This window comes from Blastococcus sp. SYSU DS0617 (assembly GCF_054051075.1).
On sequence record NZ_JBJHAO010000004.1, the window covers coordinates 208,219 to 234,122 of the forward strand.

Genomic DNA, 25,904 nt, shown 5'->3' on the forward strand with positions numbered 1-25,904 from the left:
CATCGGGCTGCCGACCAGCCTCGATGCCCGATCGTGACGCGGCGACGGGGCTGGCCCGCGCCAGCCGGTCGGTCGACTCACCCTCGGTCACGCGCGCAGCTGCGGGAGCTGTTTCGAGGCGTTCCCGCGGGAACGTCCTGATCGATGTGTCCCTGAGGGCGGCCTATGAGACACCCGATCGCGCGTCAAACCAGGTGCTGGAACCCGGCTGGCTCCTCGATCTCGGCGAGGACGCGTTCGTGGGCGTCCAGGATCCGAACAGTGAAGGGGTGCGCGTAGTCAGCGCAGACCACGAACAACCCGACCGGGGCTTCCAGCGGCCGCCTGAGGCAGTCGCCGTTCTGGCGTACCTCGCCAAAAGCGGCGGCGGTGCCGACCTTGCCCCACAGCGCCTTGGTGCCAGGCCGGCCAACACCGGGGCCGCCACCCTTTCCGTCAAAAGCGACATACGTCGCCGGCACGTCAATGCGAGCCAGCGGCGGCACCTGCCGCCAGTCGCCACCGCTGCCCATCTCCGGCATCCACGTTCCTTCTACGCGGACATACTGGTCGATCTCTCTTTCGATCACCGGCTCGTCAAGGCGCTCGTCGACGACGCGCCTGACGTGCACCACTGCGCCCGCGCTCGGCCCCGCCCAGAAAGACACAGGGACCGACTGGCCGACCGCTAGGTCTGGACCTGGCAACTCCGGCAGGCCGTGGTCAAGGACCCATGCGCTCCACTGCTCACTGAAGTCCGCCGCGAAGGTCGGTGGCCGCATAGCGCGACCATCGCACGACCAGACCGCTTCGCGGGCCCCCGCCCGACGGCATGTCCCATAGTGGGCCGCTCTGGGGGACCAGCGCCGACCGACCTCCCTCGAGGTCTCCATTCGGCGGCAATCAGGCTGCGGCCTGGAGCGGCCTGCTGGTCGGCCCTCACGATGATCGTGTGACCGTTCGCGGCCGGGCTCTGCTGCTCTTGCTGCTCGCATTCGCCACGTCCGGCTGTAGCGGCAGCGGGCACGACGACGATCACGACCGCCCTGCTGACGACGTGGGAGCGCGACGACCAGGGGTTCCCGCCATCGGACTACCGGATCTCCGCGGGCGAATCCCACTGCGAGATGGACAGCGTCCTGTTCCTGGGCATGCGCTGGCCGCTCGACGGCGGCAACACCGAGAACGCCGGGCTCGTGTTCGTGCGCGACCCCGAAGGCGTTCTCGACGAGGAGACCGTCGGGTCGTTCGTTCCCGATGCCGCGCTGCCCGACGACGCGATCCCGACCGGCTACGAGAACTACTACGGGGTCGACGTGTGGCTGGCGGACGACCTCTCGACGGCCTACGCCGTGGACGGTGACACGGTCGAGGCGTGGCCGGCATTCCCGGGCAACGCTCTCTGCGCCTGAGTGGACCCCGGCAACCTGGAGTCCTTCGTGGGGCGGAGACGTTCCCGCGGAAACGTCTCGGTCAGTTGCCCCGCAGTGGGCCGCTCCCCGACGACGGTCGTCGGTGTCCGCGCTCCGTACCTGCGCCGATCAGGCCCAGGCGTCGTCCTTGCGGCCGGCGTGCACCAGGCGGATGACCGCGGAGCCCTCCTCGTCGGAGGCCTCCAGGTCGACCTCGACCTCGAAGCCCCAGTCGTGGTCGCCCGCCGGGTCGTCGACGATCTGCCGCACCTTCCAGACGCCGGGCTCCGACTTGTCCCAGATGAGCATCGCCGGACCGCGGGCGTCGCCGCCGGTCCGTACCTCGTCGTGCTCGGCGAAGTAGCCCCGGACGACGGTCTCCCACCGGTCGGCGTCCCAGCCGGAAGCCTTGTCCAGCTCGCCCAGGTCGTACCAGCGGCGGCGGGCCCACAGCTCCACCCGGCGGAACAGCGCGTTGCGGACCATCGCGGTGAACGCCCGTTCGTTGCCGGTCAGCGGCCGTGGCCGGGCCGGCACCGCGACCTCGGCCACGGGGCCGTCGTCGTCGGGGTTGGTCAGGGACTCCCACTCGTCCAGCAGCGAGGAGTCGACCTGGCGCACCAGCTCGCCCAGCCACTCGACGAGGTCGGTGACCTCCTCGGTGCGGGCGTCCGCGGGCACGCCGGACCGTAGCGCCTTGAACGCGTCCGACAGGTACCGCAGCACCGCGCCCTCGGAGCGGGTCAGGCCGTAGGTGTTGACCAGCTCGCGGAAGGTGAAGGCCCGCTCCCACATCTCGCGGACGACCGACTTCGGCGACAGGTGCGCATCGGCCGCCCACGGGTTGGTGCGCACGTAGATCTCGAAGGCGGCGCCCAGCAGCTCCTCCAGGGGCTTGGGGTAGGTCACCTCCTCGAGCAGCTCCATCCGCTCGTCGTACTCGATGCCCTCGGCCTTCATCTGGGCGACGGCCTCGCCCTTGGCCTTGTTCAGCTGCGCAGCCAGGATCTGCCGCGGGTCGTCCAGCGTCGCCTCGATGACGCTGACGACGTCGAGGACGTAGGTGTCGGACTCCGGGTCCAGCAGCTCGATCGCGGCCAGCGCGAAGGTCGACAGCGGCTGGTTCAGCGCGAAGTCCGGCGGCAGGTCGATCTTGAGGTCGTAGCGCCGTCCGTCCGGCTCGGGCTCCGGCAGCCGCTCCAGGACGCCGGCCTGCAGCAGCGAGCGGGCGATGCCGATGGCCTCGCGGATCAGCTTGAGCTGCTTCTTGCGCGGCTCGTGGTTGTCGGTGAGCAGCCGGCGCATGGCGGCGAACGGGTCCCCGGGCCGGTCGACGACGTCGAGGACCATCGCCGTCGACACCCGCATGTTGCTGGTCAGCTTCTCCGGCTCGCCCTCGACCAGCCGGGTCATCGTCGCCTCGCTCCACGGCACCATGCCGTCGGGCACCTTCTTGCGCACCAGCTTGCGGCGCTTCTTCGGGTCGTCGGCGACCTTGGCGAACTGCTTGAGGTTCTCCACCTCGTGCTCCGGCGCCTGGACGACGACGGTGCCCGCGGTGTCGTAGCCGGCCCGCCCGGCGCGGCCGGCGATCTGGTGGAACTCGCGCACCTGCAGCAGGCGGGTGCGGACGCCGTCGTACTTCGACAGCGCCGAGAACACGACGGTCCGGATCGGCACGTTGATGCCGACGCCGAGGGTGTCGGTGCCGCAGATGACCTTGAGCAGGCCGGCCTGGGCCAGCTGCTCCACCAGGCGCCGGTACTTGGGCAGCATGCCGGCGTGGTGGACGCCGATGCCGTGCCGGACCAGCCGCGAGAGCGTCGTCCCGAACGACGACGTGAACCGGAAGCCACCGATCATGTCGGCGATCGCGGCCTTCTCCTCCTTGCTGCACACGTTCACGCTCATCAGCGCCTGCGCCCGCTCGAGTGCGGAGGCCTGGGTGAAGTGGACGACGTAGACCGGCGCCTGCTTGGTGTCCAGCAGCTCCTGGATCGTCTCGTGCATCGGCGTGGTCGCGTAGTAGTGGTGCAGCGGCACCGGCCGCTCGGCGTTGGCGACCAGCGCGGTGGGCCGGCCGGTGCGGCGGGTGAGGTCCTCGCGCAGGGACGTGACGTCGCCCAGGGTGGCGCTCATCAGCAGGAACTGCGCCTTCGGCAGCTCCAGCAGCGGCACCTGCCAGGCCCAGCCGCGGTCGGGGTCGCCGTAGAAGTGGAACTCGTCCATCACGACGAGGCCGATGTCCGCGTCGGCGCCCTCGCGCAGCGCGATGTTGGCCAGGATCTCGGCGGTGCACGCGATGATCGGCGCCCCGGCGTTGACGCTGGCGTCGCCGGTGAGCATGCCGACGTTGGCCGCGCCGAAGACGCCGCACAGGGCGAAGAACTTCTCGCTGACCAGCGCCTTGATCGGCGCCGTGTAGTAGCTGCGGCGACCGGCGGCCAGGGCCGCGTACTGGGCCCCGGTGGCCACCAGCGACTTGCCCGAGCCGGTCGGCGTGGCCAGGACGACGTTCGCGCCGCTGACCAGCTCGATCAGCGCCTCCTCCTGGGCCGGGTACAGCGTCGTGCCGCCCGCTTCCGCCCAGGCGGCGAAGGAGGCGAACAGCTCGTCGGGGTCGGCTCCCTTCGCGCGCAGGGAGGTCAGATCGGCGACGTCGTCGAGCAGGGGAGGGGCAACGGTCGTGGTCATCAGGTGCACCAGCGTGCCCGACGTCCCGTGGCTTCCCGCGACCCCGTGCCGGTGCGCCCCCTGCGTCCCGGTCGAGGTCACGATCCGGTAACGGGGTGACTAACCGAGCGTGATGATGGACACTCGGGATCTGCAAGATGAACAGAAGGTGAACGAGAGGTGGCCGTCCATGCGCAATCCAGAGTGCCCGGAATGCCGGTGGGTGCCCGTCGTCGACGATGCGGGCCGTCGTCGGCTCGAGATGCGCTGGCAGCTGCCCGTGTCCGCCCCGGCGGCCGAGAGCCTGGCCCGCGCCGCCTGACGAGCGGGTTCCGCGCGGATCGGCGCGGGTAGGCAGTCGGCGAGCAGCCGGGCAAGCAGCGCCCCGGACCGCCGTCCGCAGCCGATCCACCCCGGAGGACCACCGTGTCGTCACCTCGTCCCGAGACCCAGCCCGCCCAGCAGCAGACCCCGCCCGGCACGCTCGGTGCGATGGACCCCAAGCCGGATCACGGCGAGGAGAGCTACCAGGGGTCGGGCCGGCTGGCCGGCAAGAAGGCGGTCATCACCGGCGGGGACAGCGGCATCGGCCGCGCCGTCGCGATCGCGTTCGCCCGCGAGGGGGCCGACGTCCTGATCTCCTACCTCAGCGAGCACGAGGACGCCCAGGACACCGCGCGGTACGTCGAGCAGGCCGGCCAGAAGTGCGTGCTGGTGCCGGGGGACATCTCCGACCGGGCGCACTGCAAGACGATCATCCCGAAGGCGGTCGAGGAGTTCGGCCGCGTGGACGTCTTGGTCAACAACGCCGCGTTCCAGATGAGCCACGACTCGCTCGACGAGATCAGCGACGACGAGTGGGACCACACCGTCGCGACGAACCTGTCCGCGATGTTCACCCTGACCAAGGACGCCCTGCCGCACATGGGCCAGGGCGGGTCGATCATCAACTCGTCGTCGGTCAACTCCGACAACCCCAGCCCGAACCTCATCGCCTACGCCATGACCAAGGCCGGCATCGCGAACTTCACCGCGTCGCTGGCCCAGATGCTCGCGGAGAAGGGCATCCGGGCGAACAGCGTCGCGCCGGGTCCCATCTGGACGCCGCTGATCCCCTCGACCATGCCCGAGGAGAAGGTCGAGAGCTTCGGGCAGCAGGTGCCGATGGGCCGACCGGGGCAGCCCGCCGAGCTCGCGCCGGTCTACGTGCTGTTGGCCAGCGACGAGTCCTCCTACGTCTCGGGGGCGCGGATCGCTGTCACCGGCGGCAAGCCGATCCTCTGATGGTCTTCATCTGGAGCAGCGGCTGGGGCCCCCGACGTCGTCGTTCCCGTCGCGGGTACGGCGGACCCGGCTACGGCCGGGGGTACGGCCGGGGGTACGGCGGGTACGGCCCGGCCCCGGGCTACGGGCGGGGGTACGGACGGCGCAACGACTCGTGCCTGCGCGACCTGCTGTTCCTGAACACCGGCTGCTGCCTGGCCAATGCCGTCGGCTGCGGCATGGACGCGGTGCTGCTGGCGCCGGTCACCGCCGGCCGGATGCGGAAGACCGGGACAGGGGAGCGGGGCGCCCGCCTGGCGGACCGGATGGTGGCCGCGGTGCGCGTCTACCAGCGCGAGATCAGCCCGAAGCGGGCGCCGTGCTGCCACTACGAGCCCACGTGCTCGGCGTACGCGGTGCAGGCCCTGGAGCGGCACGGCGCCGGGCGGGGGAGTTGGCTCACCCTGCGCCGGCTGGTCCGCTGTCGTCCCGGGGCCGCCGGTGGACCGGACCCGGTGCCCGGCGCCGCCTGACCGCGGCTGTGCAGCGGCCGGTGCCGGCTACCGTCGCGCGGTGACCACGGGCGGGCCGACGACAGGCTTGGCGACCTGGCGGGATCCGGACTGGCGCGACGCTGCCCTGGCCTGGGCCCGTGGGCAGCTGGCCGGGGCCGGGCTCGCGCTCGACGGCGAGCCCGAGCAGCCCCATGTCCGCATCTGGTCGACGGCCTTCCGGCTGCCCCTGCACGACGGCGGTGTCGCCTGGCTGAAGGCGCCGGGAGCCGGCTCCGCGCACGAACCCGTGCTGACCGAGGCGCTGGGGCGGTGGATGCCCGACCGGGTCCTGGTGCCCCTGGCCGTCGATCCGGCCCGCCGGCTCCTCCTCCTGCCCGACGGCGGCGTCCGGCTGCGCGAGCACGGCAGCGACGCCGGCACCTGGGCGGCGATGCTGCAGTCCTACGCGACCCTCCAGCTGGACCTGATCGGGCACTCCGGGGAGCTGCTCGCCCTGGGCGTCCCGGACCTGCGCCCCACGGTGCTGCCGGACCTGGTGACCGAGCTGCTGGCCGACGACGAGGCGCAGTGCGCAGGGCTCCCCGGCGGCCTGGATGTTGGCGTCCGCGCGCGCGTGACCGCCGACCTCGGGCGCTACGCCGAGGCCTGCCGGGAACTGGCAGCGGGGGTGCCGGCCACGGTGCAGCACGACGACCTGCACGACGGCAACGTCTTCGCCTCCGACGGCCGGTACCGGTTCTTCGACTGGGGTGACGCCTCCGTCGCGCACCCCTTCCTCAGCGTGCAGGTCGCGCTCGTCTCGGCCGCCCGCGTGCTCGGACTGGCGGCGGGGTCACCGGCTCTCCGGCGGCTCCGGGACGCCTATCTGGAGCCCTGGACCGGCCACGGCACCGCCCGTGAGCTGCGGCGGCAGTGCGATCTGGCGCTGCGCGTGGCGCCGCTGGCCCGCGCGCTGACCTGGCGGCGGATCCTGCGCGGTGTGCACCCGGACGAGCGGGGGGAGTGGCAGCTCAGCGTGGCGGAGTGGACGGCCGAACATCTTGCTCCCGGGCCGCTGGCCCCGGCGCCGTCCTGACCGTCGGCCAGACTGTCCGCATGCCCGCTGTCGACGACGCCGCCGGTGACCTGCCGGTCACCTCGTCCCTCGTCGTGCCCGCGGCCGCGTTGTCGTGGCGCTTCTCCCGCTCGTCGGGGCCGGGCGGGCAGGGCGTCAACACCGCGGACTCGCGCGTCGAGCTGTCGGTGGCTCCGCTGGAACTGCCCGGCCTCAGCGACCCGCAGCGGGCGCGGCTGGCCCAGCGGCTGGGCGCCCGGCTCGTCGACGGCGTCCTGACCATCGCGGCGAGCGAGCACCGCCAGCAGCTGCGCAACCGGCAGGCCGCGCGCGAGCGGTTGGCGGCCGTTCTGCGCGCCGCGCTCGCCCCGCCGGCGCCGGCCCGGCGGCGCACCAAGCCGACCCGCGGCTCGAAGGAGCGGCGGATCGAGGCGAAGAAGCAGCGCGGCCAGCTGAAGAAGCAGCGCCGCACCTGGGACTGAGAGTGGGCGTTCCCGCGGGAACGCCCACCCCCGTCAGCTCAGCCGCTGCTGCAGGTGCACGGTCACGTGCTCGCCGGCCCTGCTCTTGCCGATCGCCGTGCAGATGGCCGCCCGAAGCGGTAGCCAGTGCGGTCCGCTGCCCGACGGCATCAGCGTCGCGGCGAAGGCGTGCCCGTCGGCCGTGCCGGTCACCTTGACCGCCCGCCGGGTGCCCAGCAGCTCGGCGGAGTCGGGCACGACGAGGTAGGTGGGGAACGCGCCGTCCTTCTCGATGGGGGCGGTGAACGTGTGGTCCAGGACCGTCGGGGTGCTCATGCCTCTCTGGACCGCCCCGGCGCCGACAACTCATCGCGGCGCCGTCGCAGGAAGGCTCGCTCGCGTTCGTTCCCGGTCAGGGCGAGGGCGGCGTCGTAGGCAGCGAGCGCTTCGGCCGTGCGGCCCAGCCGGCGCAGCAGGTCGGCGCGCACGGCGGGGAGCAGGTGGTGCCGCGGCAGGGCGAGGTCGTCGAGGATCGCCAGGCCCGCCGACGGTCCACGGAGCTCGGCGACCGCGACCGCCCGGTGCAGGGCCACGACGGGGCTGGGCGCCAACGACGTCAGCTGGTCGTAGAGCGCCACGATCTGCCGCCAGTCGGTGGCGGCGGCCGTGGGGGCGTCGCTGTGCACCGCCGCGATCGCGGCCTGCAGCTGATAGACCCCGGGACGGTTCCTGCGCAGGCACCGCCGGACCAGGTCCTGACCCTCGGCGACCAGCGCGCGGTCCCACCGCGCCCGATCCTGGTCGGCGAGCAGCACCAGCTCGCCGTCGGCGGACGTCCGGGCGGGGCGGCGTGACTCGGTGAGCAGCATCAGCGCCAGCAGCCCGAGCACCTCCGGCTCGTCGGGCATCAGCTCCGCCAGCAGGCGGCCCAGCCGGATCGCCTCGGCGCACAGCTCGTCGCGCACCAGTTGCTCGCCGGCCGAGGCGGCGTACCCCTCGGTGAAGACCAGGTAGACGACGGCGAGCACGGCCGGGAGCCGGTCGGGCAGCTCGGCCTCCGACGGCACCCGGTACGGGATTCCGGCGTCGCGGATCTTGGCCTTGGCGCGCACCAGCCGCTGGGCCATCGTCGGCTCGGGGACCAGGAACGCCGCGGCGATCTCCGCCGTCGTGAGGCCGCCCAGCAGGCGCAGGGTCAGGGCCACCCGCGCCGGCATCGCGAGGGCGGGGTGGCAGCAGGTGAAGACCATCCGCAGTCGGTCGTCGGTCACGGGTCCCTCCTCTGCTGGTGGCGGGTCGTCGTCCCGGAGCAGCGCGGCCTGGACGTGTCGGTCGGTCCGCGAGCTCTCGCGCCGGAGCCGGTCGATGGCCCGGTTGCGGGCGGTCGTGATGATCCAGCCCGGGGGACTGGGTGGCACCCCGTCGTCCGGCCAGCGGGCGACGGCGGTCACGAAGGCGTCCTGCACCGCCTCCTCGGCGGCGTCGATGTCGCCGAGGAGGCGGGTGAGGACGGCGACCGCCCTGCCCGAGTGCTCTCGGAAGACGCGCTCGACCAGCGCGGTGGCCTCCGGGGTCATGCGGTCAGAAGGACTGAGCCACCGGGCGGACCTCGACCGGCAGTCCGAGCACCCCCGTCAGCTTGCCGGCCCAGGCCAGCGCCTCGTCGAGGTCCGTGACCTGGATGACGTCGAAGCCCCCGACGAACTCCGTCCCCTCCGCGTAGGGGCCGTCGGTGACGAGCACCCCGTCCCCGTCCGCACGGACGACGGTCGTCGACTCCGGCTGGTGCAGGGCGGCGGCGAAGACCCAGACCCCGGCCGCGCGCATCTCCTCGTTCAGGGTGGCGAGATCGCGCATGACGGGCTCGAGGTCCTCCGGCGACGGCACCTGGCCGGTCGGCTGGATGATGTTGAGCAGGTACTGCGGCATCGGATCCTCCTCGGGCGCGGCCGGTCCCTCCGGCCGCTCACCCCCTGTACGAACGGATCCTGCCCGGATCGACACCCGCCGAGACTTCCTCAGCCGTTGTGGCGGTCGATGACCTCGCCGAGGATGCGGGCGCCCTCGGGGAAGCGGGCGGGATCGGGGCCGGCGAAGCTCAGCCGTAGGAAAGGGGCCGTCGGCTCGGCCGGGAACCACTCCGTGCCCGGCGCCAGGACGACGCCGGCGGCCTGGCAGTCGGCGACCAGCCGGGACAGGTCGGTGTCGTCGGGCAGCCGCGCCCAGAGGTGCAGGCCACCGGCCGGCACGTGCTCGACGTGCGCCTGCGGTGCGTGTTCGGCGAGCGCGGCGGTCAGCAGGTCCCGGCGGGCGCGCAGCTGCTGACGAAGACCCCGCAGGTGGCGGTCCCACCCCGGCTGGGTGACGACGTCCAGGGCGGCGGCCTGGAGCAGCCCGCTCACGTACATCGACTCCGCGGCCCGGTCGGCCAGCAGCCGGTCGCGGGCGGCCCCGCGCGCCACGACCGCCGCCACGCGGAGGGCGGGGGAGACGCTCTTGGTCAGCGAGCGCAGGTAGACGACGTGGCCCGAGTCGTCCTGCGCGGCCAGCGGGATGGGAGAGGTGGTGATGCCGAAGTCGTGCGCCCAGTCGTCCTCCAGGAGGAAGGCGCCGTGCGACCGCACCACGTCGAGCACCTGCCGCGCGCGCTCGGGCGACCACTGCGCCCCGGTGGGGTTCGCGTAGTTCGGCTGGGCGTAGAGGAGGCGGGCACCGGTCTCGCGGAAGGCGCGGGCCAGCTCTTCCGGGTCGGGGCCCCCCGCGCCGCTGGGCACCGGTACGACGGAGACCCCCGCCCTCGCCGCGGCCTGGATGGCACCCCAGTACGTCGGGGACTCCAGGAGCACCGGCCGGCCGGCGCCGGCGAGGGCGGAGAACGCGGCACTCAGCCCGCTCTGGCTGCCCGGGAGCACGATGACGTCCCTAGGCGTGGGGGCGGCGACGTCGGCCGGCGTGGCCGCGCGCAGCTCGTCGGCGAACCACGCCTGCAGCTCGGGCAGACCCGCGGCCGGGGGACGGGAGAGCGCGGCATCGCTGCGCGCGCTGCGGGTGAGCGCAGCCCGGACCAGGCGCTCGGGCAGCAGCTCCCGGTCCGGGAAGCCGGAGTGGAACGCGATGATGTCGTTCGGGGTCGTGCGCAGGGCCGTCGGCATGCCGAGGGACGACGCCGACGGCGCGCGCAGCGCCGCGGTCTGCCAGCCGTAGTCGGCCGGGCGGGTGGCGCGGACCGTGCGGACGAACGTCCCCACCCCGGGGCGGGTCTCGATCAGTCCCTGCCCGGCCAGGATGCGCAGCGCCTTCTGCACGGTCACCGGACCGGCCTGGTGGCGGCCGGCGAGGACGCGGGTGGGTGGCAGCTGGGCGCCGGGCGGTGCCGTGGCGATCCAGGTCCGGAGCTCCGCAGCGATCCGGGCACCGCTATCGTCAGCCATGACGGCACACGATAGCGCTACCGCCATCCGCTCCACCCCGCTCCCGCCCCCGGCTGCCGGACTCGCCTGGGGCCTGCTCGGGGTGCTGGCCTTCTCCTTCACGGTGCCCTTCACCCGGATCGCCGTGGCCGGGCTCGACCCGTTGTTCATCGGCGCCGGCCGGGCCGTCGTCGCCGCGGTCCTGGCCGCAGCGGCGCTCGCGCTCACCCGGCAGCGCCTCCCGCGCGGGGCCCAGTGGCGCCGCCTGGCTCTGGTCGTCGGCGGAGTGGTCACCGGCTTCCCGCTGCTGACGTCCTTCGCGCTCACCAGTACGCCCGCCAGCCACGGTGCCGTCGTGATCGCCCTGCTGCCGGCCGCCACTGCCGTGGTGGCCGTGGTGCGCACGGCCGAGCGACCGCCGCGGGCGTTCTGGGCCGCGACCGTCACAGGGGCGCTGGTCGCCGTCGGCTTCGCCTCGGCCCACTCGGGCGGCCTCAGCCGGCTGCACTGGGCCGACCTCCTGCTCTTCGGTGCGGTCCTCGCCGGCGCGGTCGGTTACGCCGAGGGTGGGCTCCTGGCCCGCGAGCTGGGTGCCTGGCAGACGATCTCGTGGGCGCTCGTCCTCGGAGCGCCGGTCACGGGCGGTCTGGCGCTGTTCTCGGTGCTCCGCCGCCCGCCGGACGGCAGCCCGGGGGAGTGGACGGCCTTCGGCTACCTCGCGGTGGTGAGCATGTTCCTGGGCTTCTTCGCCTGGTATCGAGGACTGGGCATCGGACCGATGGCCCGGGTCAGCCAGATGCAGCTGGTCCAGCCGGTGCTGAGCATCATGTGGGCGGGGCTGCTGCTCGGTGAGCACGTGTCCACCGGCACCGTCGTCGGCGGGCTGGCGGTGATCGCGTGCGCAGGGCTCGCCGTCCGGGTGCGGCAACCTTCGCCCGCGAAGCCTGCGCGATGAGTGCGGCAGGAGCGCTTGTCGGTAGTTCGCCCGGCCGACCGCTCTCCGGTCTTGAATTCGCATAGGCCGGCAGGGCGCCCTGAAGGCGGCTTTTGAGACACCCACAGATGGGCCGCCGCCGAGCCGTCGGGGGCGCCGCCCTGCGGTTGCGTAGCGGATCAAGATGAGGCGCTCATCTCCGCCCCCTGACTCTGCCATTTCCCGTCACGCTGTCCATCGTGGCGTGAGGCTCAGCTGGCCACTGCTATCGGCTGCGTTGTCACCCCTGAATCAGCGGGGGAGCCCTGGGCGTTCAGGTCTAGACCCCGCGGTCCCGACTGTGCCTCGATGGGCCGTTCGGAGGCGCCTGGACGTCCGCGGACGAGAAGCCGAGCCGTGTGCCTTCTAGCCGAGGACGAGTGAGGCGGTCTACTTCTTGCCATGTCGCCATACGACTCAGACATCGCCCGCATCGAGGCCATGGTCGAGGACATACGAGCGTTGAGGGCCCGCACGTGCGAGCCGGAGAACCAGGGCAACCCCCGCTATCACGCGCTCTCCATGGCGGTGTCGGGTCTTATGAAGGCCGCAGACGACATGCGCAAGGAGCCCTGAGGGGGTCCGCCTGAGAGCCAGCGTCCCCCGAGCTGGCTCGGAAGTCCCTGAGTGGGTCGCTCCGGGACGCCTTCTCGCAGCAACGCAGACGTTTCCGCGGGAACGTCTGCGGAGCCGGCTTGGGTGTCCCTAAGTGGGCCGATCAGGGACGTCCCGACGCCTCACCGCGTTACTGGAGCGGTTCGATGCCGTATCTATCCGCGAGCCGCTGCCGGGCGGCCTGGACTGTCTCGGCGTAGTCGGCCTCGAAGGGCTCCACCAGATTGGACTCCAGCGCTCCAGCCAACAAAGTGAGCGCACACAGCTCGCCCGAGTGCGCGTCCGATAGACGGGTCCAACCGTCGTCTGCTTGGTGCTCGACCCACTCGAAAAGGACAAGCGCCACATCGGACGGAAGCTCGATCTTGACCTGTCCACGCGTCACGGGGCGTGAGGCTAGCTTCCGGGCGCAACCGTCCCGAGTGGGCCGCTACAAGACACCTGTCGTAGCGACGGAGACGTTCCCGCGAGAACGTCGTCAAGCCGCTCAACGTGACCGCGTTCCCGCGGGAACGTCTCCGGGACGTCCTCGAGTGGGCCGCTCGGCTCCTCTCGCGGCCGCCATCTCGAGGTGTGGAGTCGTAGCGACCCCAGTCCCCACGTGCCCCCGTCGTGGTGGACCAGCCCCAGGTTCTGGACCAGCCATCGCAGCCAGCGCTTCATGCCGATCGCGCTGGCCATGTCGGCGCTCCACCTCGAGCGCTCTCGTAATCCGTCGGTCCCGCTCGGAAGGCGGCTAGTTAGCGCCGCCGGTGAGGATGAGGACCCCCGCGACGATCGCCACGACGCCCGCCAACGCGGCCTTGAGCTTGTTCGACGTCGTCCATGCCGCGTGCCCTCGTGAACCAGGCGGACCTATGAACCGCAGCCCGATGACGAGAACGAGCCCGGCGATGATGCACAGCACGCCGACGAGGACCTGCACGGCCGAACATCTACTTCTGCTGCTTCTCAAATGGTTGCGGCTGGAAGTGGATCACGTCCGGTCCTTGTCGCCATCGGACGTCCCCCGGTCGTGTTGGCACAGAGGCCCGCTCCGAGGCGCCAGGCGCCGCAAGAAACCCCAGGGCCTCGACTCATCAGTCGTTCCTCGCAGGCGGAGGAGTGTCGTGAAGAACCAGAGGAGGAACCAGGCTGTCAGGCCATTGAGAAGCAACGTGACCACGAACCGGACGAGATCGAAAGGCGGATCGCGCAGCTCGCCCCCGATGGCTCCGAGAAGCGCCAATGCGATGAGTCCGGCGATGATCGGCCGACGTCGCCGTGTGCGGTCGCCGGACTGCGCTGGCCTCGCTGTCACTGCGTGATCATGCACCTCTGGATGGCCGCACGGTCCTGAACTGAACGACCGACCACACGTTGGCCGCTACGGGCGATGGCGCTCAGGACGGTCACCGCCGCGACCGTAGCGACGACCGCGCGCACCCGTGAGCGGGAGAACGGGTCAGCCCGGGAGCGGCTGCCGCACGAGCACCCACACGGGCAGCTCGTCGTCGGAGGTGCGCAGCTCCTCGGTCACCTCGAAGCCGAAGCCGCGCAGGAAGCGCACGTTCGCCCACGAGTACACCGCGGCGGCCGCGACCTCCCGCTCGGCGTCGCAGCGCACGATCACCGGGGCGAGCACTGCTGCCGCCAGCCCGCGCCGGCGGGACGACGGCCGCACGCCGAGGTGGGCCAGCCACCAGTGCGGCTCCGACGGCCGCGCCGCGGAGAGCAGCGCGCCGGTCTCGGCCACGGTCCGCGCCCGGTCCCCGGCGATGTAGGGCAGCTCGCGGGCCAGCGCCTCGGCGACGTCGGCGGGCAGCGGCGCGGTACCGGCCGGCGGCTCCCAGCTGGCGACGGCGTCGACGTCGTCGGTCACCCAGGCGCTGCCGGTGGCCACACCGCGGTGGCCGGCGTCCAGCTCGTGCAGCCGGGTGAGCCGCTGCATCCGGCCGTCGTCGGGCAGCGCCCAGCGGACCCACCGCGAGTCGGCCAGTGCGACGGTGAGCGTGGCAGCGATGCGGGGGACGTCGCGGTTCTCGGCCGGCCGGACGTCGGGACCCTCCTCGTCCGGGTCGTCGATCCGCCGGATGGTGGGTCCCTGGGTCACCCCGGCATTCGACCACGCTCCGGACACACGGACGGGGGCCGCCCCGGGAGGGACGGCCCCCGTCGGGGGTGCGGGATCGCTCAGGCGGCGTCGAAGCCGGCCCGGTCGACCTTGCGGTGGAAGCGGTCGCCGAGCTTCCCGCCCAGGATGGCGCCCAGGAGCGTCACCAGCAGGACCGCGACGAGGGCGATGATGCCGCCGGTCGTGGCGGTGCCCTCGTCGATCGGGATGCGCGGCAGGTTCAGGTCCTGCAGCACGTTGTACTCGGAGCCGAAGACCAGCCCGGCGACGGCCAGGGCCAGCACGACCAGCAGGCCGATGACCCAGACGGCGATCCCCTGACGGGCGCCGTCGAAGCGCGCCATGCGGCCGGCGACATAGCCGCCGGCCAGGTAGGCGAGGAACAGGACGACGAGCAGGGCGATCCCGCCGGCGATGCCGACGGTGTCGGCCTCGTCGGCGACGTCCTCGGCGGCGTCACTGATGGACGACACCCCCTCGGTGAGGCCGAGGGCCACACCGGCGGCGCTCAGCAGGGCGATCAGCAGGACGGCGAGCCCGTTGGCGGACAGCCACCCGAAGAAGGCGGCTCCCCACTTGATGCCGCCGTAGCGGGAGTGCTGCGCGTCGACGGCGTTCCGCGCGGTGCCGCGGGTGGCCGAAGCGCCCCGGTCGTCGGTGGGCGTGGGATCGGGTGTGGCCATGTGAGGTGTCTCCAGGGGAGCGGGCGGCGAGGTGCTCGGCCGGAACGGGCCGCACGGCGGGTGTCGTGCGGTGGGACGGCGGCGGCGCGGGCCCGAGCCCGCACCGCCGCGGCGATCAGCTCCGGCGGGAGGTGGTCTCGTCGTCGAGCTCGATCTGCTCCTTGCGCACCGTCTCGTTGACGGTCTCCTGCTCGGTCACCGTCTGGGTGTCCAGGCGCACGCGCTCGACCGGCACGGCCTCCTTGGCCACGACCGGGCGCTCGGCGTGCAGGACGACCTCGTGCTCCTCCTCCGAGATGGCCGGCCCGTCGAGGGCGTTGCCGACGTTGCCGTCGGTGATCGGCTCGCGCTCGAGCCGGATCTCCTCGTGCGAGACCGGCACGGTCTGCGTCACGTTCTCGCTCACGACGTACTTGCGCAGGCGGGCGCGGCCGGCCTCCACGCGCTCGGTGCCGACCCGGAGGTGCTCCTCGGAGCGGGTCATGGCGTCGTCGGTGGTCGGGCCCGAGGTGTCGTGGCCGACCGTGCCGTGGTCGTTCGTGCGACCGGTGGTCGTGGTGTCGGTGTACGTGGCGTTCGTGCCGGAGCCGACGCCGTAGTAGCGGTAGAGCTCCTCCTCCTCGGCGGGGGAGAGGTGGCCGTCGGTGTCGATCTGCGGCGCGTGCTTGACCTTGTCCTTGTCGTAGGGCAGGCGCAGGTCGGTGCCGGACAGGTCGGCGTCGGCCAGCGGCACGAAGGACTCCTTCGTACCGAACATGCCGGTGCGGACCGTGGCCCACTCGGGACGGCCGGTCTCGTCGTCGAGGTAGACCTCGCCGACGGTGCCGAGCTTGCCGTCCGCTCCGTGGGCGGTGCTGCCGATGACGGTGCTGAGCTGCTGTTCGGTGATCACGTGCGCTCCTCGCGGGTTCAGGGCTGGATTGCGGTCTCGCCTCGGGGGTAGGTGCTCACCGCCGAGGGCCGCAGCCACCCATGCCCGCCCGTTTACGCCGTAAACGGAAACCGGGCGTGTCGCCTCAGTCGCGCGAGTCGCCCCGCCGCGGGGTCCGGCCCTCGCGCAGCACGACCTCCAGGCGCTCGAGCAGGTTCTCCAGAGCCTCCTCGAACTCCGCCGCCGACTCGTCCAGCGAGAGCAGCGACTCCAGCCGGACCACGGTGGGGTACTGGCTCAGGTCCGTCGCCTCCTGTGCCGCGGGCACGCCCTCGGGCTTGTCCTCGGCGTTGACCGCCACTCCCTTCTGCGAGACCTCCAGCAGCAGGTGGCCGAGCAGGAAGCTCGAGTACGCGCGGTAGGCCGACACGGCCGCCTCCTGGCTGAACCCGCTGTCGATCAGCGCGACCAGGAAGGACTCCACCCAGCGCAGGCTGCGCAGCGGGGGACGCACCCAGGGCGCGGCCGGCGGACGGGTGGCGACGAGCGGGAACACTTCCGGGTGCGCCAGCGCGATGCGCCGGACGCCGTGCGCCAGGCGCTGCAGGTAGTCCTGCCAGCCGGAGCCGGGCTCCAGGTGGACGTCGGGGTCGCCGTAGAGCTCGTCGATGACCGTCTCGACGACGCCGTCGAGCAGGTTCTCCCGGCTCGGGACGTACCGGTACAGCGCCATCGCCTCGACGCCGAGGTGCGCGCCCAGCCGGCGCATCGTCAACGCGGCCAGCCCCTGGGAGTCGATGAACTCCACCGCCGCGCCCAGGATGCGGCGCCGGTCCAGCCCCGCGCGCCCCGAGCCCCGGCCGGCGGCAGGGATCACCGCGGCCGCTCCGCCACGCCCCTCCGGGCTGTCGGGATCGGCGTCCTTCCGGGGCCCGTCCACGGCCGTCCTCCTTCGCTCGGTTCCGACTGCGCCCCCGGGACGATCGTGCACCCCGTGCCGCTCACCGCCGCGGGCGAGGTGGTGTGAGGTCCTGTGCACCCAGCGTTGACGCCGTCGTGCACCCGGGGTAACGACCGGCACCGAGTCTCGTTCCGTGCCCGTCTCCCTCACCGCCCAGTCCGCCCGCTCCGGCACCGGCACCGTGCGGACGACGGAGACGCACTGCCCCTACTGCTCGCTGCAGTGCGGGATGGCGGTGACCGCCGGCGACCGCCCGGCCACGCTCGTGCCGCTGGACTTCCCGACCAACCGCGGCGGGCTCTGCTCGAAGGGCTGGTCGTCCACCGAGCTGCTCGACCACCCCGAGCGGCTGCTGCGGCCGCTGGTGCGCGCCGTGCCCGGCGACCGGACCAGCGCCCTGGTGGAGAGCACCTGGGCCGACGCTCTCGACCGGGTGGTCGCGGCGATCGGGTCGACCCAGCGCCGGTACGGCCGCGACGCCGTCGGGTGCTTCGGCGGCGGGTCGCTCACCAACGAGCAGGCCTACCAGTTCGGGAAGTTCGCCCGGGTGGCGCTGCGCACCAGCGCCATCGACTACAACGGCCGGTTCTGCATGAGCTCGGCCGCGGGGGCGGCCAACCGGGCCTTCGGCCTGGACCGCGGCATGCCCTTCCCGCTCAGCGACATCGCCGACGCCGACGTCGTCGTCCTGGTCGGCTCGAACCCGGCCGACACCATGCCGCCGGCGATGCAGTGGTTCGACGCGGGCCGCGAGCGGGGGGCCCAGCACATCGTCGTCGACCCCCGGCGGACCGCCACCGCCCGCGCCGCCGCCGTCCACCTGCAGCCGCTGCCCGGCACCGACCTGGCGCTGGCGAACGGGCTGCTGCACATCGCGATCGCCGAGGGGCTGGTCGACGAGGAGTACGTCGCCGCACGCACCACGGGCTTCGGCGCGGTGCGGGACGGCGTCGCCGCCTACTGGCCCGACCGCGTCGAGCGGCTCACCGGCGTGCCCGTGGAGCAGCAGCGGCGCACGGTCTTCGCGCTCGCCCGCGCCGAGAAGGCCATCGTCCTCACCGCCCGCGGCGCCGAGCAGCACCGCAGCGGCACCGACACCGCCCAGGCGTGGATCAACCTGGCGCTCGCCCTCGGCCTCCCCGGCCGTCCGGGCAGCGGCTGGGGCACCGTCACCGGGCAGGGCAACGGGCAGGGCGGCCGGGAGCACGGGCAGAAGGCCGACCAGCTGCCCGGCTACCGCTCGCTGGCCGACCCCGCCGCCCGCGCGCACGTCGCGGCCGTCTGGGGCGTCGACCCCGACGACCTGCCGATGCCCGGGCGCAGCGCATTCGAACTGCTCGACTCCCTCGGCACCGACGGCGGCGTGCGCACGCTGCTGGTGCTCGCGAGCAACGTCGCCGTCAGCGCCCCGGACGCCCGCCGGGTCATCAGCCGGCTGCGCGACCTGGACTTCCTCGTCGTCAGCGACTTCTTCCTCTCCGAGACCGCCGAGCTCGCCGACGTCGTGCTCCCCAGCGCCATGTGGGCGGAGGAGGCGGGCACGATGACCAACCTCGAGGGCCGGGTGATCCGCCGCCGGCGGGCGCTGGACCCGCCGGCCGACGTCCCCGACGACCTGCAGCTGCTCGCGACGCTGGCCGCCCGGCTGGGCACCGGCCACCTGTTCAGCGGGGATCCCGAGACCGTCTTCGACGAGCTGCGCCGGGCCAGCGCCGGGGGGACGGCCGACTACTCCGGGATCAGCTACCGGCGCATCGACGACGAGGACGGCGTCTTCTGGCCCTGCCCTGCGGCCGAGGACGGGGCACCGGACCACTCCGGCACCCCGCGGCTGTTCACCGAGCGGTTCGCCACCCCCGACGGCCGCGCCCGGTTCCTCCGCGTCGAGCACGTCGACGCCCACGAGCGACCCGACGCCGACTACCCCTACGTGCTCACCACCGGGCGCGTCCTGGCGCAGTACCAGTCCGGCACCCAGACCCGCCGGTCGCGCAGCCTCCAGCTGATCGCGCCCACGCCGCGCGCGGAGCTGCACCCCGACCTGGCCCGGCGGCTGGGCATCGCGCAGGACGACGTGATCGAGCTGGCCACCCGGCGCGGCCGGGCCCGCTTCCACGCGCAGGTCACCGACGCGATCCGCCCCGACGTCGTGTTCGCGCCGTTCCACTGGGGCGGGAGCTCCAGCGCCAACGCGCTCACCGACGCCGACGCCCTCGATCCCACCTCGAGGATGCCCGCCTTCAAGGTCTGCGCCGTCGCCGTCACCCGCGTGGACGGCCCCGCCGAGCGGATCGCCCCGCCCGCCGCCACGACCCAGCCGCAGCCGCGGGCCCACCGGCCCGCTGCTGCCCCCGAACCGCGCCACCCCACCCGGAAGAGGAGCACCCGCGTGAAGAGCACCCCACGCTTCCTGCAAGGCGTCTACCCCATCACCGGGGAGGGGCTGACCAAGCCCGGCCCGGTCGACGCCGCGCTGCGCTACACCGTGCCGTCGGGCTGCTCGGCCCAGGCGCTGTACTTCCGTGGCGGCAACTCCACCGGCGAGCTGGTCTACGTGCTCCTGCTGCGCGACGGCGAGCCGGTGCGCTGGTTCCCGATCGGCGCCCGGGGCGACGTCCACGTCCCGCTGCGGGTGGTGGAGGACCTGCCCGGCGGCTCGGTGGTCGAGCTGCACGCCGCCGCACCCGAGGGCGTCACCGGCGAACTCGTGGTCGACCTGGGTCTGGTGGAGGTCTGATGGGCGGGATGGACCTGCGGGTGCTGGGTGGCCGGCCTGGCGGCATGACGGCGCTGCACGTGGACGACGGCCTGGAGACGCGCAGCCGGCTGGTCGTGGTGGGCAACGGCATGGCCGGCGCCCGCTTCGTCGAGGAGGTGCTCGAGCGCGGCGGGGAGGAACAGTTCTGCATCACCGTCTTCGGCGACGAACCGCACGGCAACTACAACCGGATCATGCTCTCGCCGGTGCTGGCCGGGGAGTCGCACGAGGACGAGATCGTCCTCAACAGCCACGACTGGTACGCCGACAACGGCGTCACCCTGCGGGCCGGTGTCCGTGTGGAGCGGATCGACACCGCCGCCAAGCAGGTGCACGCCGACGACGGCACGGTGACCCCCTACGACCACCTGGTGCTCGCGACCGGCAGCTACTCGTTCGTGCCGCCGATGACCGGGGTCCGCCGGGACGACGGCTCGCTGCTGCCCGGCGTGTACGGCTTCCGCACCATCGACGAGACCCGGGCGATGCTCGAGGCCACCGGGCGCTGCCGGCGTGCCGTGGTCATGGGCGGCGGGCTCCTCGGCCTGGAGGCGGCCCGCGCGCTGCAGGGGCACGGGCTGCAGGTCGAGCTGGTGCACGCCATGCCGTGGCTGATGAACGCCCAGCTCGACGCCGAGGCCGGCGCGATCCTGAAGAAGAGCGTCGAGTCCCTCGGCATCACCGTGCATCTCGACGTCCTGGCGACCGAGGTCCTGGGCACCGAATCCGTCGAGGGCGTGCTGCTCAAGGACGGCCGGCGGCTGGACTGCGACCTGCTCGTCGTCGCGGCCGGGGTGCGCCCGCACACCGACGTCGCGGTCCGCTCGGGGCTGGAGGTCGAGCGAGCGATCGTCGTCGACGACCAGCTGCGCACCGAGGACCCCGACGTCTACGCGATCGGCGAGTGTGCGCAGCACCGGGGCGAGATCTACGGCCTGGTGGCGCCGGCCTGGGAGCACGCGAAGGTGCTGGCCGACGTCCTCACCGGCACGAACCCGGACGCCGAGTACACCGGCAGCCGCACCGCCACCAAGCTCAAGGTGGCCGGGGTCGACGTCGCCGTCATGGGGGTGAGCACACCCGAGCGGGACGACGACGAGTTCCTGGTGATCTCCGAGCCCAAGCGCGGCGTGCACCTGTCGGTGGTCATCCGCGACGACAAGCTCGTCGGCGCCACGCTGCTCGGCGACACCCGCAAGGTCGCCTTCCTGACCCAGGCGTTCGACCGCGGGGCCCCGCTGCCCGAGGAGCGGATCCGGCTGCTGGTCGACCTCTCCGACGGCGTGGAGGAGGTGGGCGTCGCCGAGATGCCGGCCGACTCGCAGGTCTGCAACTGCAACGGCGTCTCCAAGGGCGACATCTGCGGCGCCGTGGCCGGCGGCTGCGGCAGCGTCGGGGAGGTCATGGACCGCACCCGCGCCGGCAAGGGCTGCGGGTCGTGCAAGTCGCTGGTGAAGCAGATCGTGGAGTGGGCGGCCGACGGCGACCTGGCGGAGGACCCGGCGGCGTCCTGGTACGTGCCGGGCATCCCGTTGGCCAAGCCCGAGCTGACGGCCGCGATCCGCGAGCAGGACCTGCGCAGCGTCTCCGCCGTCTTCGCCGCGCTCGCACCGGCCGGCAAGGAGGACGCGAAGTCGAAGATGGGCCTCACCTCGCTGCTCAAGATGATCTGGGGTGCCGACTTCGTCCCGCAGAAGGACGGCGAGTTCATCAACGACCGGGTGCACGCCAACATCCAGCGCGACGGCACGTTCTCCGTCGTCCCGCAGATGAAGGGCGGGGTGACCACGCCCGCGCAGCTGCGCCGGATCGCCGACGTCGCCGAGAAGTACGAGGTGCCGATGGTCAAGGTCACCGGCGGCCAGCGGATCGACCTGCTCGGCGTCCGCAAGGAGGACCTGCCGGCGATGTGGTCCGACCTGGGCATGCCCAGCGGCTACGCCTACGGCAAGAGCATGCGCACGGTGAAGACCTGCGTCGGCTCGGACTTCTGCCGGTTCGGCCTCGGCGACTCCACCCGGCTGGGCATCGACCTGGAGACCCGCTTCCAGGGCATCGAGGGCCCGGCGAAGATCAAGATGGCTGTCGTCGGCTGCCCCCGGAACTGCGCCGAGGCCTACGTGAAGGACGTCGGCGTCGTGGCGATCGGCAACGGGAAGTGGGAGGTCTACGTGGGTGGCGCGGCCGGTGCGACCGTCCGCAAGGGCGACCTGCTGGCGACCGTGGGTTCCCCCGAGGAGGTCATGACGCTGACCGGCCGGTTCGTCCAGTACTACCGGGAGAACGCCAACTGGCTGGAGCGCACCTACGACTTCGTGCCCCGCGTCGGGCTGGAGGCGATCCGCGAGGTGCTGGCCGACGACGGCCTGTGCGCGGACCTGGACGCCGGGATCCAGCGCTCGGTCGACGCCTACACCGACCCCTGGGGTCAGGACGCCGAGGAGCCGGCCACGCCCGGCCAGTTCCGGACGTCGCTCCCGCTGGTCGACCTGCCGATGGTGCCGGTCCGATGAGCCCCACCGCCGCCGCCCGGGCGGACCACACGCGCGCGCCGGCCGCGCCGACCACGCCGGGAACGGAGCTGGGGACCCCGGCCACCGGCATCCCGGAGAACACCGTTGCCGCGGGACCGGGCCTGGACCACGTCGTCGGCCGGCTCGACGAGATCCCGATGGGAGAGGGGCGGGCCTACGTCGCCGGTGGTGTGCAGGTCGCGGTGTTCCGGCTGCGCGACGGCTCGCTGCACGCCACGCAGGCGGCCTGCCCGCACGCCGGTGGGCCGCTGGCCGACGGGCAGACCGACGTCGACGTGCTCGTCTGCCCGCTGCACCTGTACGCCTACCGGTGGTCCGACGGCACCGCGACCAGCGGTGCCGCCCCCATCCGCCTCTTCCCGGTGCGCGAGCAGGACGGCGCCGTGGTCGTCACCGTCTGATCCGCCTTTCCGCGGAAGCGTCGCCCGGCTCGTCCGTGGAGAAGCAGCTGCTCCTCCGCGGAACGGCTGAGGGGGTCAGCGCTCGGCCGGGCGGGCGCGGACGTGCATCCGCTCGCCCTGCGGGCCGAAGAGGATCAGCGCTTCGGCGGGCTCCGGGAACGGGTTGGAGAAGGCGTGCGGCACGCGGGTGTCGAACTCGACCACCTCGCCGGGGCCGAGCACGAAGTCGCGGGCGCCGAGGAGCAGCCGCAGGCGACCGGAGAGCACGTAGAGCCACTCGTAGCCGTCGTGCACCTTCTGCTCGGTGTTCCCCACCTGCCAGCGCGGCGGTAGCTCCATCTTGTGCGCCTGGGGCCCGCCGCCCTGCCGGGTCAGCGGCACCATCGTCATGCCCTCGCGCTGGATGGGACGTCCGTGCACCCGCGGATCCGCGGGAGCGGGGGTGTCGACCAGCTCGTCGAGCGCGACGCCGTAGGCCCGGGCCAGCGGCAGCAGGAGCTCCAGGCTGGGCCGGCGCCCGCCGGACTCCAGCCGGGAGAGCGTGCTCACCGAGATGCCGGTCGTCTCGGCGACCTCGGTCAGTGTCTGCCCGCGATCGCTGCGCAGCGCCCGCAGCCGCGGGCCCACGTTCTGCAGGACGTCGTCGTCGGTCACGCCGAGCAGTTTGCCACTACGGCAAAGCTGATTGCCGGTGTCGCTCCGGAGGGTCGACAGTGGTCGGCATGGACGAGCGATACGACGTGGTGGTCATCGGAGGCGGCGCGGCAGGCCTGAGCGGAGCGCTCACCCTGTCCCGCGCCCGGCGCAGCGTGCTGGTGGTGGACGCGGGGGATCCCCGCAACGCACCGGCCGGGCACGTGCACAACTACCTCGGCCGGGAGGGCACCCCGCCGGCGGAGCTGTACGCCATCGGGCGGGCCGAGGTCGAGAGCTACGGCGGCACGATCCGGTCCGGCCGGATCGTGTCGGTCCGCCGGGAGGACGACGGATTCGCGCTGGCCCTGGACGGCGGCGAGGACGTCCGCGCCCGGCGCGTGCTGCTGGCGGCGGGCCTGACCGACGACCTGCCCGACATCCCCGGCGTCGCCGAGCGGTGGGGGAGCGGGGTGCTGCACTGCCCCTACTGCCACGGCTGGGAGGTGCGCGACCGGGCGGTCGGCATCGTGAGCACCGGCCCGCTGGGTGCCTACGCGGCGAATCTCTGGCGGCAGTGGACCGACGACGTCGTCTTGTTCTTGCACACCGGCAGCGAGCCGACCGAGGAGGACCTGGAGCGGCTGGCGGCCCGCGGCGTCCGGATCGTCCGTGGCGAGGTGGCCGGACTGGAGGGCGGCGCGGACGTCCGGCTGGCCGACGGCGAGCTGGTCGCCCGCGATGCGGTGGTGGTGGCCCCGCGGTTCGTCGCCAACGCCGAACTGGTCGCCGACCTGGGTGCGGTGCCGGTGCCGATGGAGATGCACGGCGCGGTGATGGGGACCTACCTGCCTGCCGATCCCACCGGGCGCACCGACGTCCCCGGCGTCTGGGTGGCCGGCAACGCCGGGGACCTGAGCGCGCAGGTGATCGTCGCGGCGGCGCAGGGGCTCAAGGCCGGCGCCATGATCAACGCGGACCTCATCCAGGAGGACACCGCCCGCGCGGTGGCCGGGAAGCGCAGCGTGGCGGCATGAGCGAGCACGAGCACGGGACGGCGCGGCAGCCCGCGATCACCCGCGACTCCTACGACGAGCTCTACCGCTCGGCGTCGTCGGTGTGGACCGGCCGGCCGAACGGCCAGCTGGTGCGGGAGGCCACCGACCTGCCGCCCGGCACCGCCCTGGACGCGGGCGCCGGCGAGGGCGGCGACGCCCTCTGGCTGGCCTCCCAGGGGTGGCGGGTCACCGCCGTCGACTTCTCGCCCGTCGCGCTCGAGCGGGGCGCGGCGAAGGCGGCCGAGCTGCTGCTGTCCGACCGGATCGAGTGGCGGCACGAGGACCTGGACGCCTGGGCGCCGCCGGAGCGCGCGTACGACCTGGTGACGGCGCACTACCTCCATGCCGCCTGGACCGACCGCGAGGCGATGTTCCGGCGCCTGGCCGCGGCGGTGGCACCGGGCGGCACGCTGCTCGTGGTGGGCCATCAGCACGGCGAGCAGTGGGGCCACGGGCATGCGCACGCGCACGAGGCCGGCGCGCTCTACACCGCGCAGGACGTCGCCGCGGTGCTGGATCCGGCGGAGTGGTCGGACCTCGTCACCGAGACCCGCGACCGCGATCCGGGCGCCGCGCACCGCACGGGCAACCCGGTGCCGGACACCGTTCTGGTCGCCCGCCGCCGGTAGGACGCGGCGGAGCTCGCCGTCGGCAGGGCCGGTGCCGTGCCCGCCGGTCAGGAGCGGGGGAGCCCGAGCGCGGCCAGGGCCTCGGTGACGGCGTCCTCGTGCAGCAGGTCCAGCGCCAGCAGCCGGTGCAGCAGCACCCCGCGGCGGGTCAGCCGGAGATCCGCCGCGCGCAGCTTCGGCAGCGTGGCCACGGGACGCGCAACCGGCACCGGCGGGTCGAGCAGCCCGGCGCGCTGCAGGTCGGCGACGTCCTCGCGGGCCGCCCACTCCGACCAGACCCGCGGGTCGTCGGGCAGCGGAGCCATCGGCAGGGGGACCCGGTCGCGGCGGCCGACGCCGGCCAGCAGGGCGAGCTGGCGCCAGCCCAGCTCGCCGGTCAGCCGGAGCGCGCGGGCGGCGAGCTCGGCGTCCAGATCGGGGGAGCAGGCGACCTCGGCGAGCAGGTAGCCGAGATGGCGCACCCGCCGCTCGTCGGTCGACCGGCGGGCCGCGGCCACGACCGCCTCGGCGACGTCCTCGGCCGGAGCGCGGCTGCCGGCGCGCGCGGCGAACCAGCCGTCGTCGCGGGCGGATCGCCCGGCGCGGTGCTGGGTGGCGGCGTACTCCACCGCGAAGGCCAGGGCCGCGCCGGCCCTCACCTGCTCGCGGGGCACAGGGAGCGCGGCCGCCTCGGTCGCGGCGGTGCGCAGGCTGGCCGCGAAGGACGCGCTGATCTCCACCTTGGCCGCCGACGGCTCGAAGACGACGGTGGCGGCGGCCCGGCTCATCGACCCCGCCACCGGCGCACCCTGCTCGATCAGCGCGCGCCCGGTCTGGATGTCCTCGGCTGCGGTCACCCGACGATCTTCGTCCGTCCGGTGCCCCGACTGCACCCGGGACGCCCCTGCCTCACCCGCCGGGGCCATGGA

Annotated in this window: 26 protein-coding genes; 12 read left to right on the forward strand and 14 right to left on the reverse strand. The window is 73.3% G+C overall.

Features of this window, described 5'->3' with window-relative positions; genetic code table 11:
• Positions 1–185: 185 nt before the first annotated feature.
• Positions 186–761, reverse strand: coding sequence for a hypothetical protein (locus ACI793_RS07270; RefSeq protein ID WP_456605703.1), 576 nt, complete (start codon positions 759–761; stop codon positions 186–188).
• A 345-nt stretch (positions 762–1,106) separates the two neighbouring features.
• On the opposite strand from ACI793_RS07270, the gene ACI793_RS07275 reads away from it, so the two are divergent.
• Complete coding sequence (locus ACI793_RS07275) at positions 1,107–1,391, forward strand: hypothetical protein (RefSeq protein WP_456605704.1); 285 nt, start codon at positions 1,107–1,109, stop codon at positions 1,389–1,391.
• 129 nt (positions 1,392–1,520) lie between these two features.
• On the opposite strand, the gene ACI793_RS07280 is transcribed toward ACI793_RS07275, so the two are convergent.
• On the reverse strand, positions 1,521–4,085 hold the full coding sequence (locus ACI793_RS07280; RefSeq protein WP_456605705.1) for a DEAD/DEAH box helicase: 2,565 nt from the start codon (positions 4,083–4,085) through the stop codon (positions 1,521–1,523).
• Positions 4,086–4,254: 169 nt separating this feature from the next.
• On the opposite strand from ACI793_RS07280, the gene ACI793_RS07285 reads away from it, so the two are divergent.
• The 5 genes from ACI793_RS07285 (at position 4,255) to arfB (ending at position 7,378) form a co-directional block, all read left to right on the forward strand.
• The gene (locus ACI793_RS07285) at positions 4,255–4,386 is read left to right on the forward strand and encodes a hypothetical protein (protein WP_456605706.1); all 132 of its coding nucleotides are present in this window, start codon (positions 4,255–4,257) and stop codon (positions 4,384–4,386) included.
• A 104-nt stretch (positions 4,387–4,490) separates the two neighbouring features.
• Positions 4,491–5,348 (forward strand): glucose 1-dehydrogenase, encoded by an 858-nt coding sequence (locus tag ACI793_RS07290; RefSeq protein WP_456605707.1) that lies wholly within the window; start codon positions 4,491–4,493, stop codon positions 5,346–5,348.
• Positions 5,348–5,860, forward strand: a complete 513-nt coding sequence (gene yidD / locus ACI793_RS07295) for a membrane protein insertion efficiency factor YidD (protein ID WP_456605708.1) — start codon at positions 5,348–5,350, stop codon at positions 5,858–5,860. Before ACI793_RS07290 ends, yidD begins: the two co-directional genes overlap by 1 nt.
• A gap of 40 nt (positions 5,861–5,900) precedes the next feature.
• Positions 5,901–6,917: a hypothetical protein gene (locus ACI793_RS07300; protein WP_456605709.1), complete on the forward strand. Its 1,017-nt coding sequence runs from the start codon at positions 5,901–5,903 to the stop codon at positions 6,915–6,917.
• 20 nt (positions 6,918–6,937) lie between these two features.
• Positions 6,938–7,378 carry an alternative ribosome rescue aminoacyl-tRNA hydrolase ArfB gene (arfB, locus tag ACI793_RS07305; RefSeq protein ID WP_456605710.1) on the forward strand — a complete coding sequence of 147 codons (441 nt, stop codon included), beginning with the start codon at positions 6,938–6,940 and terminating at the stop codon, positions 7,376–7,378.
• A 33-nt stretch (positions 7,379–7,411) separates the two neighbouring features.
• Here the strand turns inward: arfB and ACI793_RS07310 are convergent, their stop codons facing one another.
• The 4 genes from ACI793_RS07310 to ACI793_RS07325 form a co-directional block, all read right to left on the reverse strand.
• The gene (locus tag ACI793_RS07310) at positions 7,412–7,693 is read right to left on the reverse strand and encodes a DUF1905 domain-containing protein (protein ID WP_456605711.1); all 282 of its coding nucleotides are present in this window, start codon (positions 7,691–7,693) and stop codon (positions 7,412–7,414) included.
• On the reverse strand, positions 7,690–8,934 hold the full coding sequence (locus ACI793_RS07315; protein WP_456605712.1) for an RNA polymerase sigma factor: 1,245 nt from the start codon (positions 8,932–8,934) through the stop codon (positions 7,690–7,692). The genes ACI793_RS07310 and ACI793_RS07315 overlap by 4 nt, the downstream gene beginning before the upstream one ends.
• A gap of 4 nt (positions 8,935–8,938) precedes the next feature.
• A complete protein-coding gene (locus tag ACI793_RS07320; RefSeq protein WP_456605713.1) occupies positions 8,939–9,286 on the reverse strand; it encodes a YciI family protein in 348 nt (115 codons plus the stop codon).
• An 89-nt stretch (positions 9,287–9,375) separates the two neighbouring features.
• Complete coding sequence (locus ACI793_RS07325; RefSeq protein WP_456605714.1) at positions 9,376–10,788, reverse strand: aminotransferase-like domain-containing protein; 1,413 nt, start codon at positions 10,786–10,788, stop codon at positions 9,376–9,378.
• Here ACI793_RS07325 and ACI793_RS07330 point away from each other — a divergent pair.
• Positions 10,787–11,722 (forward strand): DMT family transporter, encoded by a 936-nt coding sequence (locus ACI793_RS07330; protein WP_456605715.1) that lies wholly within the window; start codon positions 10,787–10,789, stop codon positions 11,720–11,722. The two genes, ACI793_RS07325 and ACI793_RS07330, sit on opposite strands and share 2 nt — an antisense overlap.
• Before the next feature lie 763 nt (positions 11,723–12,485).
• Here the strand turns inward: ACI793_RS07330 and ACI793_RS07335 are convergent.
• From ACI793_RS07335 to ACI793_RS07360, 6 genes are all read right to left on the reverse strand, one after another.
• The gene (locus ACI793_RS07335) at positions 12,486–12,740 is read right to left on the reverse strand and encodes a hypothetical protein (protein WP_456605716.1); all 255 of its coding nucleotides are present in this window, start codon (positions 12,738–12,740) and stop codon (positions 12,486–12,488) included.
• Positions 12,741–13,091: 351 nt separating this feature from the next.
• The gene (locus ACI793_RS07340) at positions 13,092–13,280 is read right to left on the reverse strand and encodes a hypothetical protein (protein WP_456605717.1); all 189 of its coding nucleotides are present in this window, start codon (positions 13,278–13,280) and stop codon (positions 13,092–13,094) included.
• A 519-nt stretch (positions 13,281–13,799) separates the two neighbouring features.
• Positions 13,800–14,447 (reverse strand): GNAT family N-acetyltransferase, encoded by a 648-nt coding sequence (locus ACI793_RS07345; RefSeq protein ID WP_456605718.1) that lies wholly within the window; start codon positions 14,445–14,447, stop codon positions 13,800–13,802.
• 80 nt (positions 14,448–14,527) lie between these two features.
• Positions 14,528–15,151: a hypothetical protein gene (locus ACI793_RS07350; RefSeq protein ID WP_456605719.1), complete on the reverse strand. Its 624-nt coding sequence runs from the start codon at positions 15,149–15,151 to the stop codon at positions 14,528–14,530.
• A 115-nt stretch (positions 15,152–15,266) separates the two neighbouring features.
• Positions 15,267–16,043, reverse strand: coding sequence for a DUF2382 domain-containing protein (locus ACI793_RS07355; protein ID WP_456605720.1), 777 nt, complete (start codon positions 16,041–16,043; stop codon positions 15,267–15,269).
• A 124-nt stretch (positions 16,044–16,167) separates the two neighbouring features.
• A complete protein-coding gene (locus ACI793_RS07360) occupies positions 16,168–16,962 on the reverse strand; it encodes a TetR/AcrR family transcriptional regulator C-terminal domain-containing protein (RefSeq protein WP_456605721.1) in 795 nt (264 codons plus the stop codon).
• A gap of 154 nt (positions 16,963–17,116) precedes the next feature.
• Here ACI793_RS07360 and ACI793_RS07365 point away from each other — a divergent pair, with 154 nt between their 5' ends.
• The 3 genes from ACI793_RS07365 to ACI793_RS07375 are packed head-to-tail and all read left to right on the forward strand — an operon-like array spanning position 17,117 to position 22,676.
• Positions 17,117–19,720, forward strand: coding sequence for a molybdopterin oxidoreductase family protein (locus ACI793_RS07365; RefSeq protein ID WP_456605722.1), 2,604 nt, complete (start codon positions 17,117–17,119; stop codon positions 19,718–19,720).
• Positions 19,720–22,254: a nitrite reductase large subunit NirB gene (gene nirB, locus ACI793_RS07370; protein ID WP_456605723.1), complete on the forward strand. Its 2,535-nt coding sequence runs from the start codon at positions 19,720–19,722 to the stop codon at positions 22,252–22,254. The genes ACI793_RS07365 and nirB overlap by 1 nt, the downstream gene beginning before the upstream one ends.
• Positions 22,251–22,676 (forward strand): Rieske (2Fe-2S) protein, encoded by a 426-nt coding sequence (locus ACI793_RS07375; protein WP_456605724.1) that lies wholly within the window; start codon positions 22,251–22,253, stop codon positions 22,674–22,676. Before nirB ends, ACI793_RS07375 begins: the two co-directional genes overlap by 4 nt.
• A 75-nt stretch (positions 22,677–22,751) precedes the next feature.
• On the opposite strand, the gene ACI793_RS07380 is transcribed toward ACI793_RS07375, so the two are convergent.
• Positions 22,752–23,330: a helix-turn-helix domain-containing protein gene (locus tag ACI793_RS07380; RefSeq protein ID WP_456605725.1), complete on the reverse strand. Its 579-nt coding sequence runs from the start codon at positions 23,328–23,330 to the stop codon at positions 22,752–22,754.
• Between the two features lie 68 nt (positions 23,331–23,398).
• Here ACI793_RS07380 and ACI793_RS07385 point away from each other — a divergent pair, with 68 nt between their 5' ends.
• Together ACI793_RS07385 and ACI793_RS07390 are read left to right on the forward strand one after the other, a co-directional pair.
• A complete protein-coding gene (locus tag ACI793_RS07385) occupies positions 23,399–24,346 on the forward strand; it encodes an NAD(P)/FAD-dependent oxidoreductase (protein ID WP_456605726.1) in 948 nt (315 codons plus the stop codon).
• The gene (locus tag ACI793_RS07390) at positions 24,343–24,996 is read left to right on the forward strand and encodes a class I SAM-dependent methyltransferase (RefSeq protein WP_456605727.1); all 654 of its coding nucleotides are present in this window, start codon (positions 24,343–24,345) and stop codon (positions 24,994–24,996) included. Before ACI793_RS07385 ends, ACI793_RS07390 begins: the two co-directional genes overlap by 4 nt.
• 47 nt (positions 24,997–25,043) lie before the next feature.
• Here ACI793_RS07390 and ACI793_RS07395 read toward each other — a convergent pair whose 3' ends face one another.
• Positions 25,044–25,832 carry a hypothetical protein gene (locus tag ACI793_RS07395; RefSeq protein ID WP_456605728.1) on the reverse strand — a complete coding sequence of 263 codons (789 nt, stop codon included), beginning with the start codon at positions 25,830–25,832 and terminating at the stop codon, positions 25,044–25,046.
• Positions 25,833–25,904 lie beyond the last annotated feature (72 nt).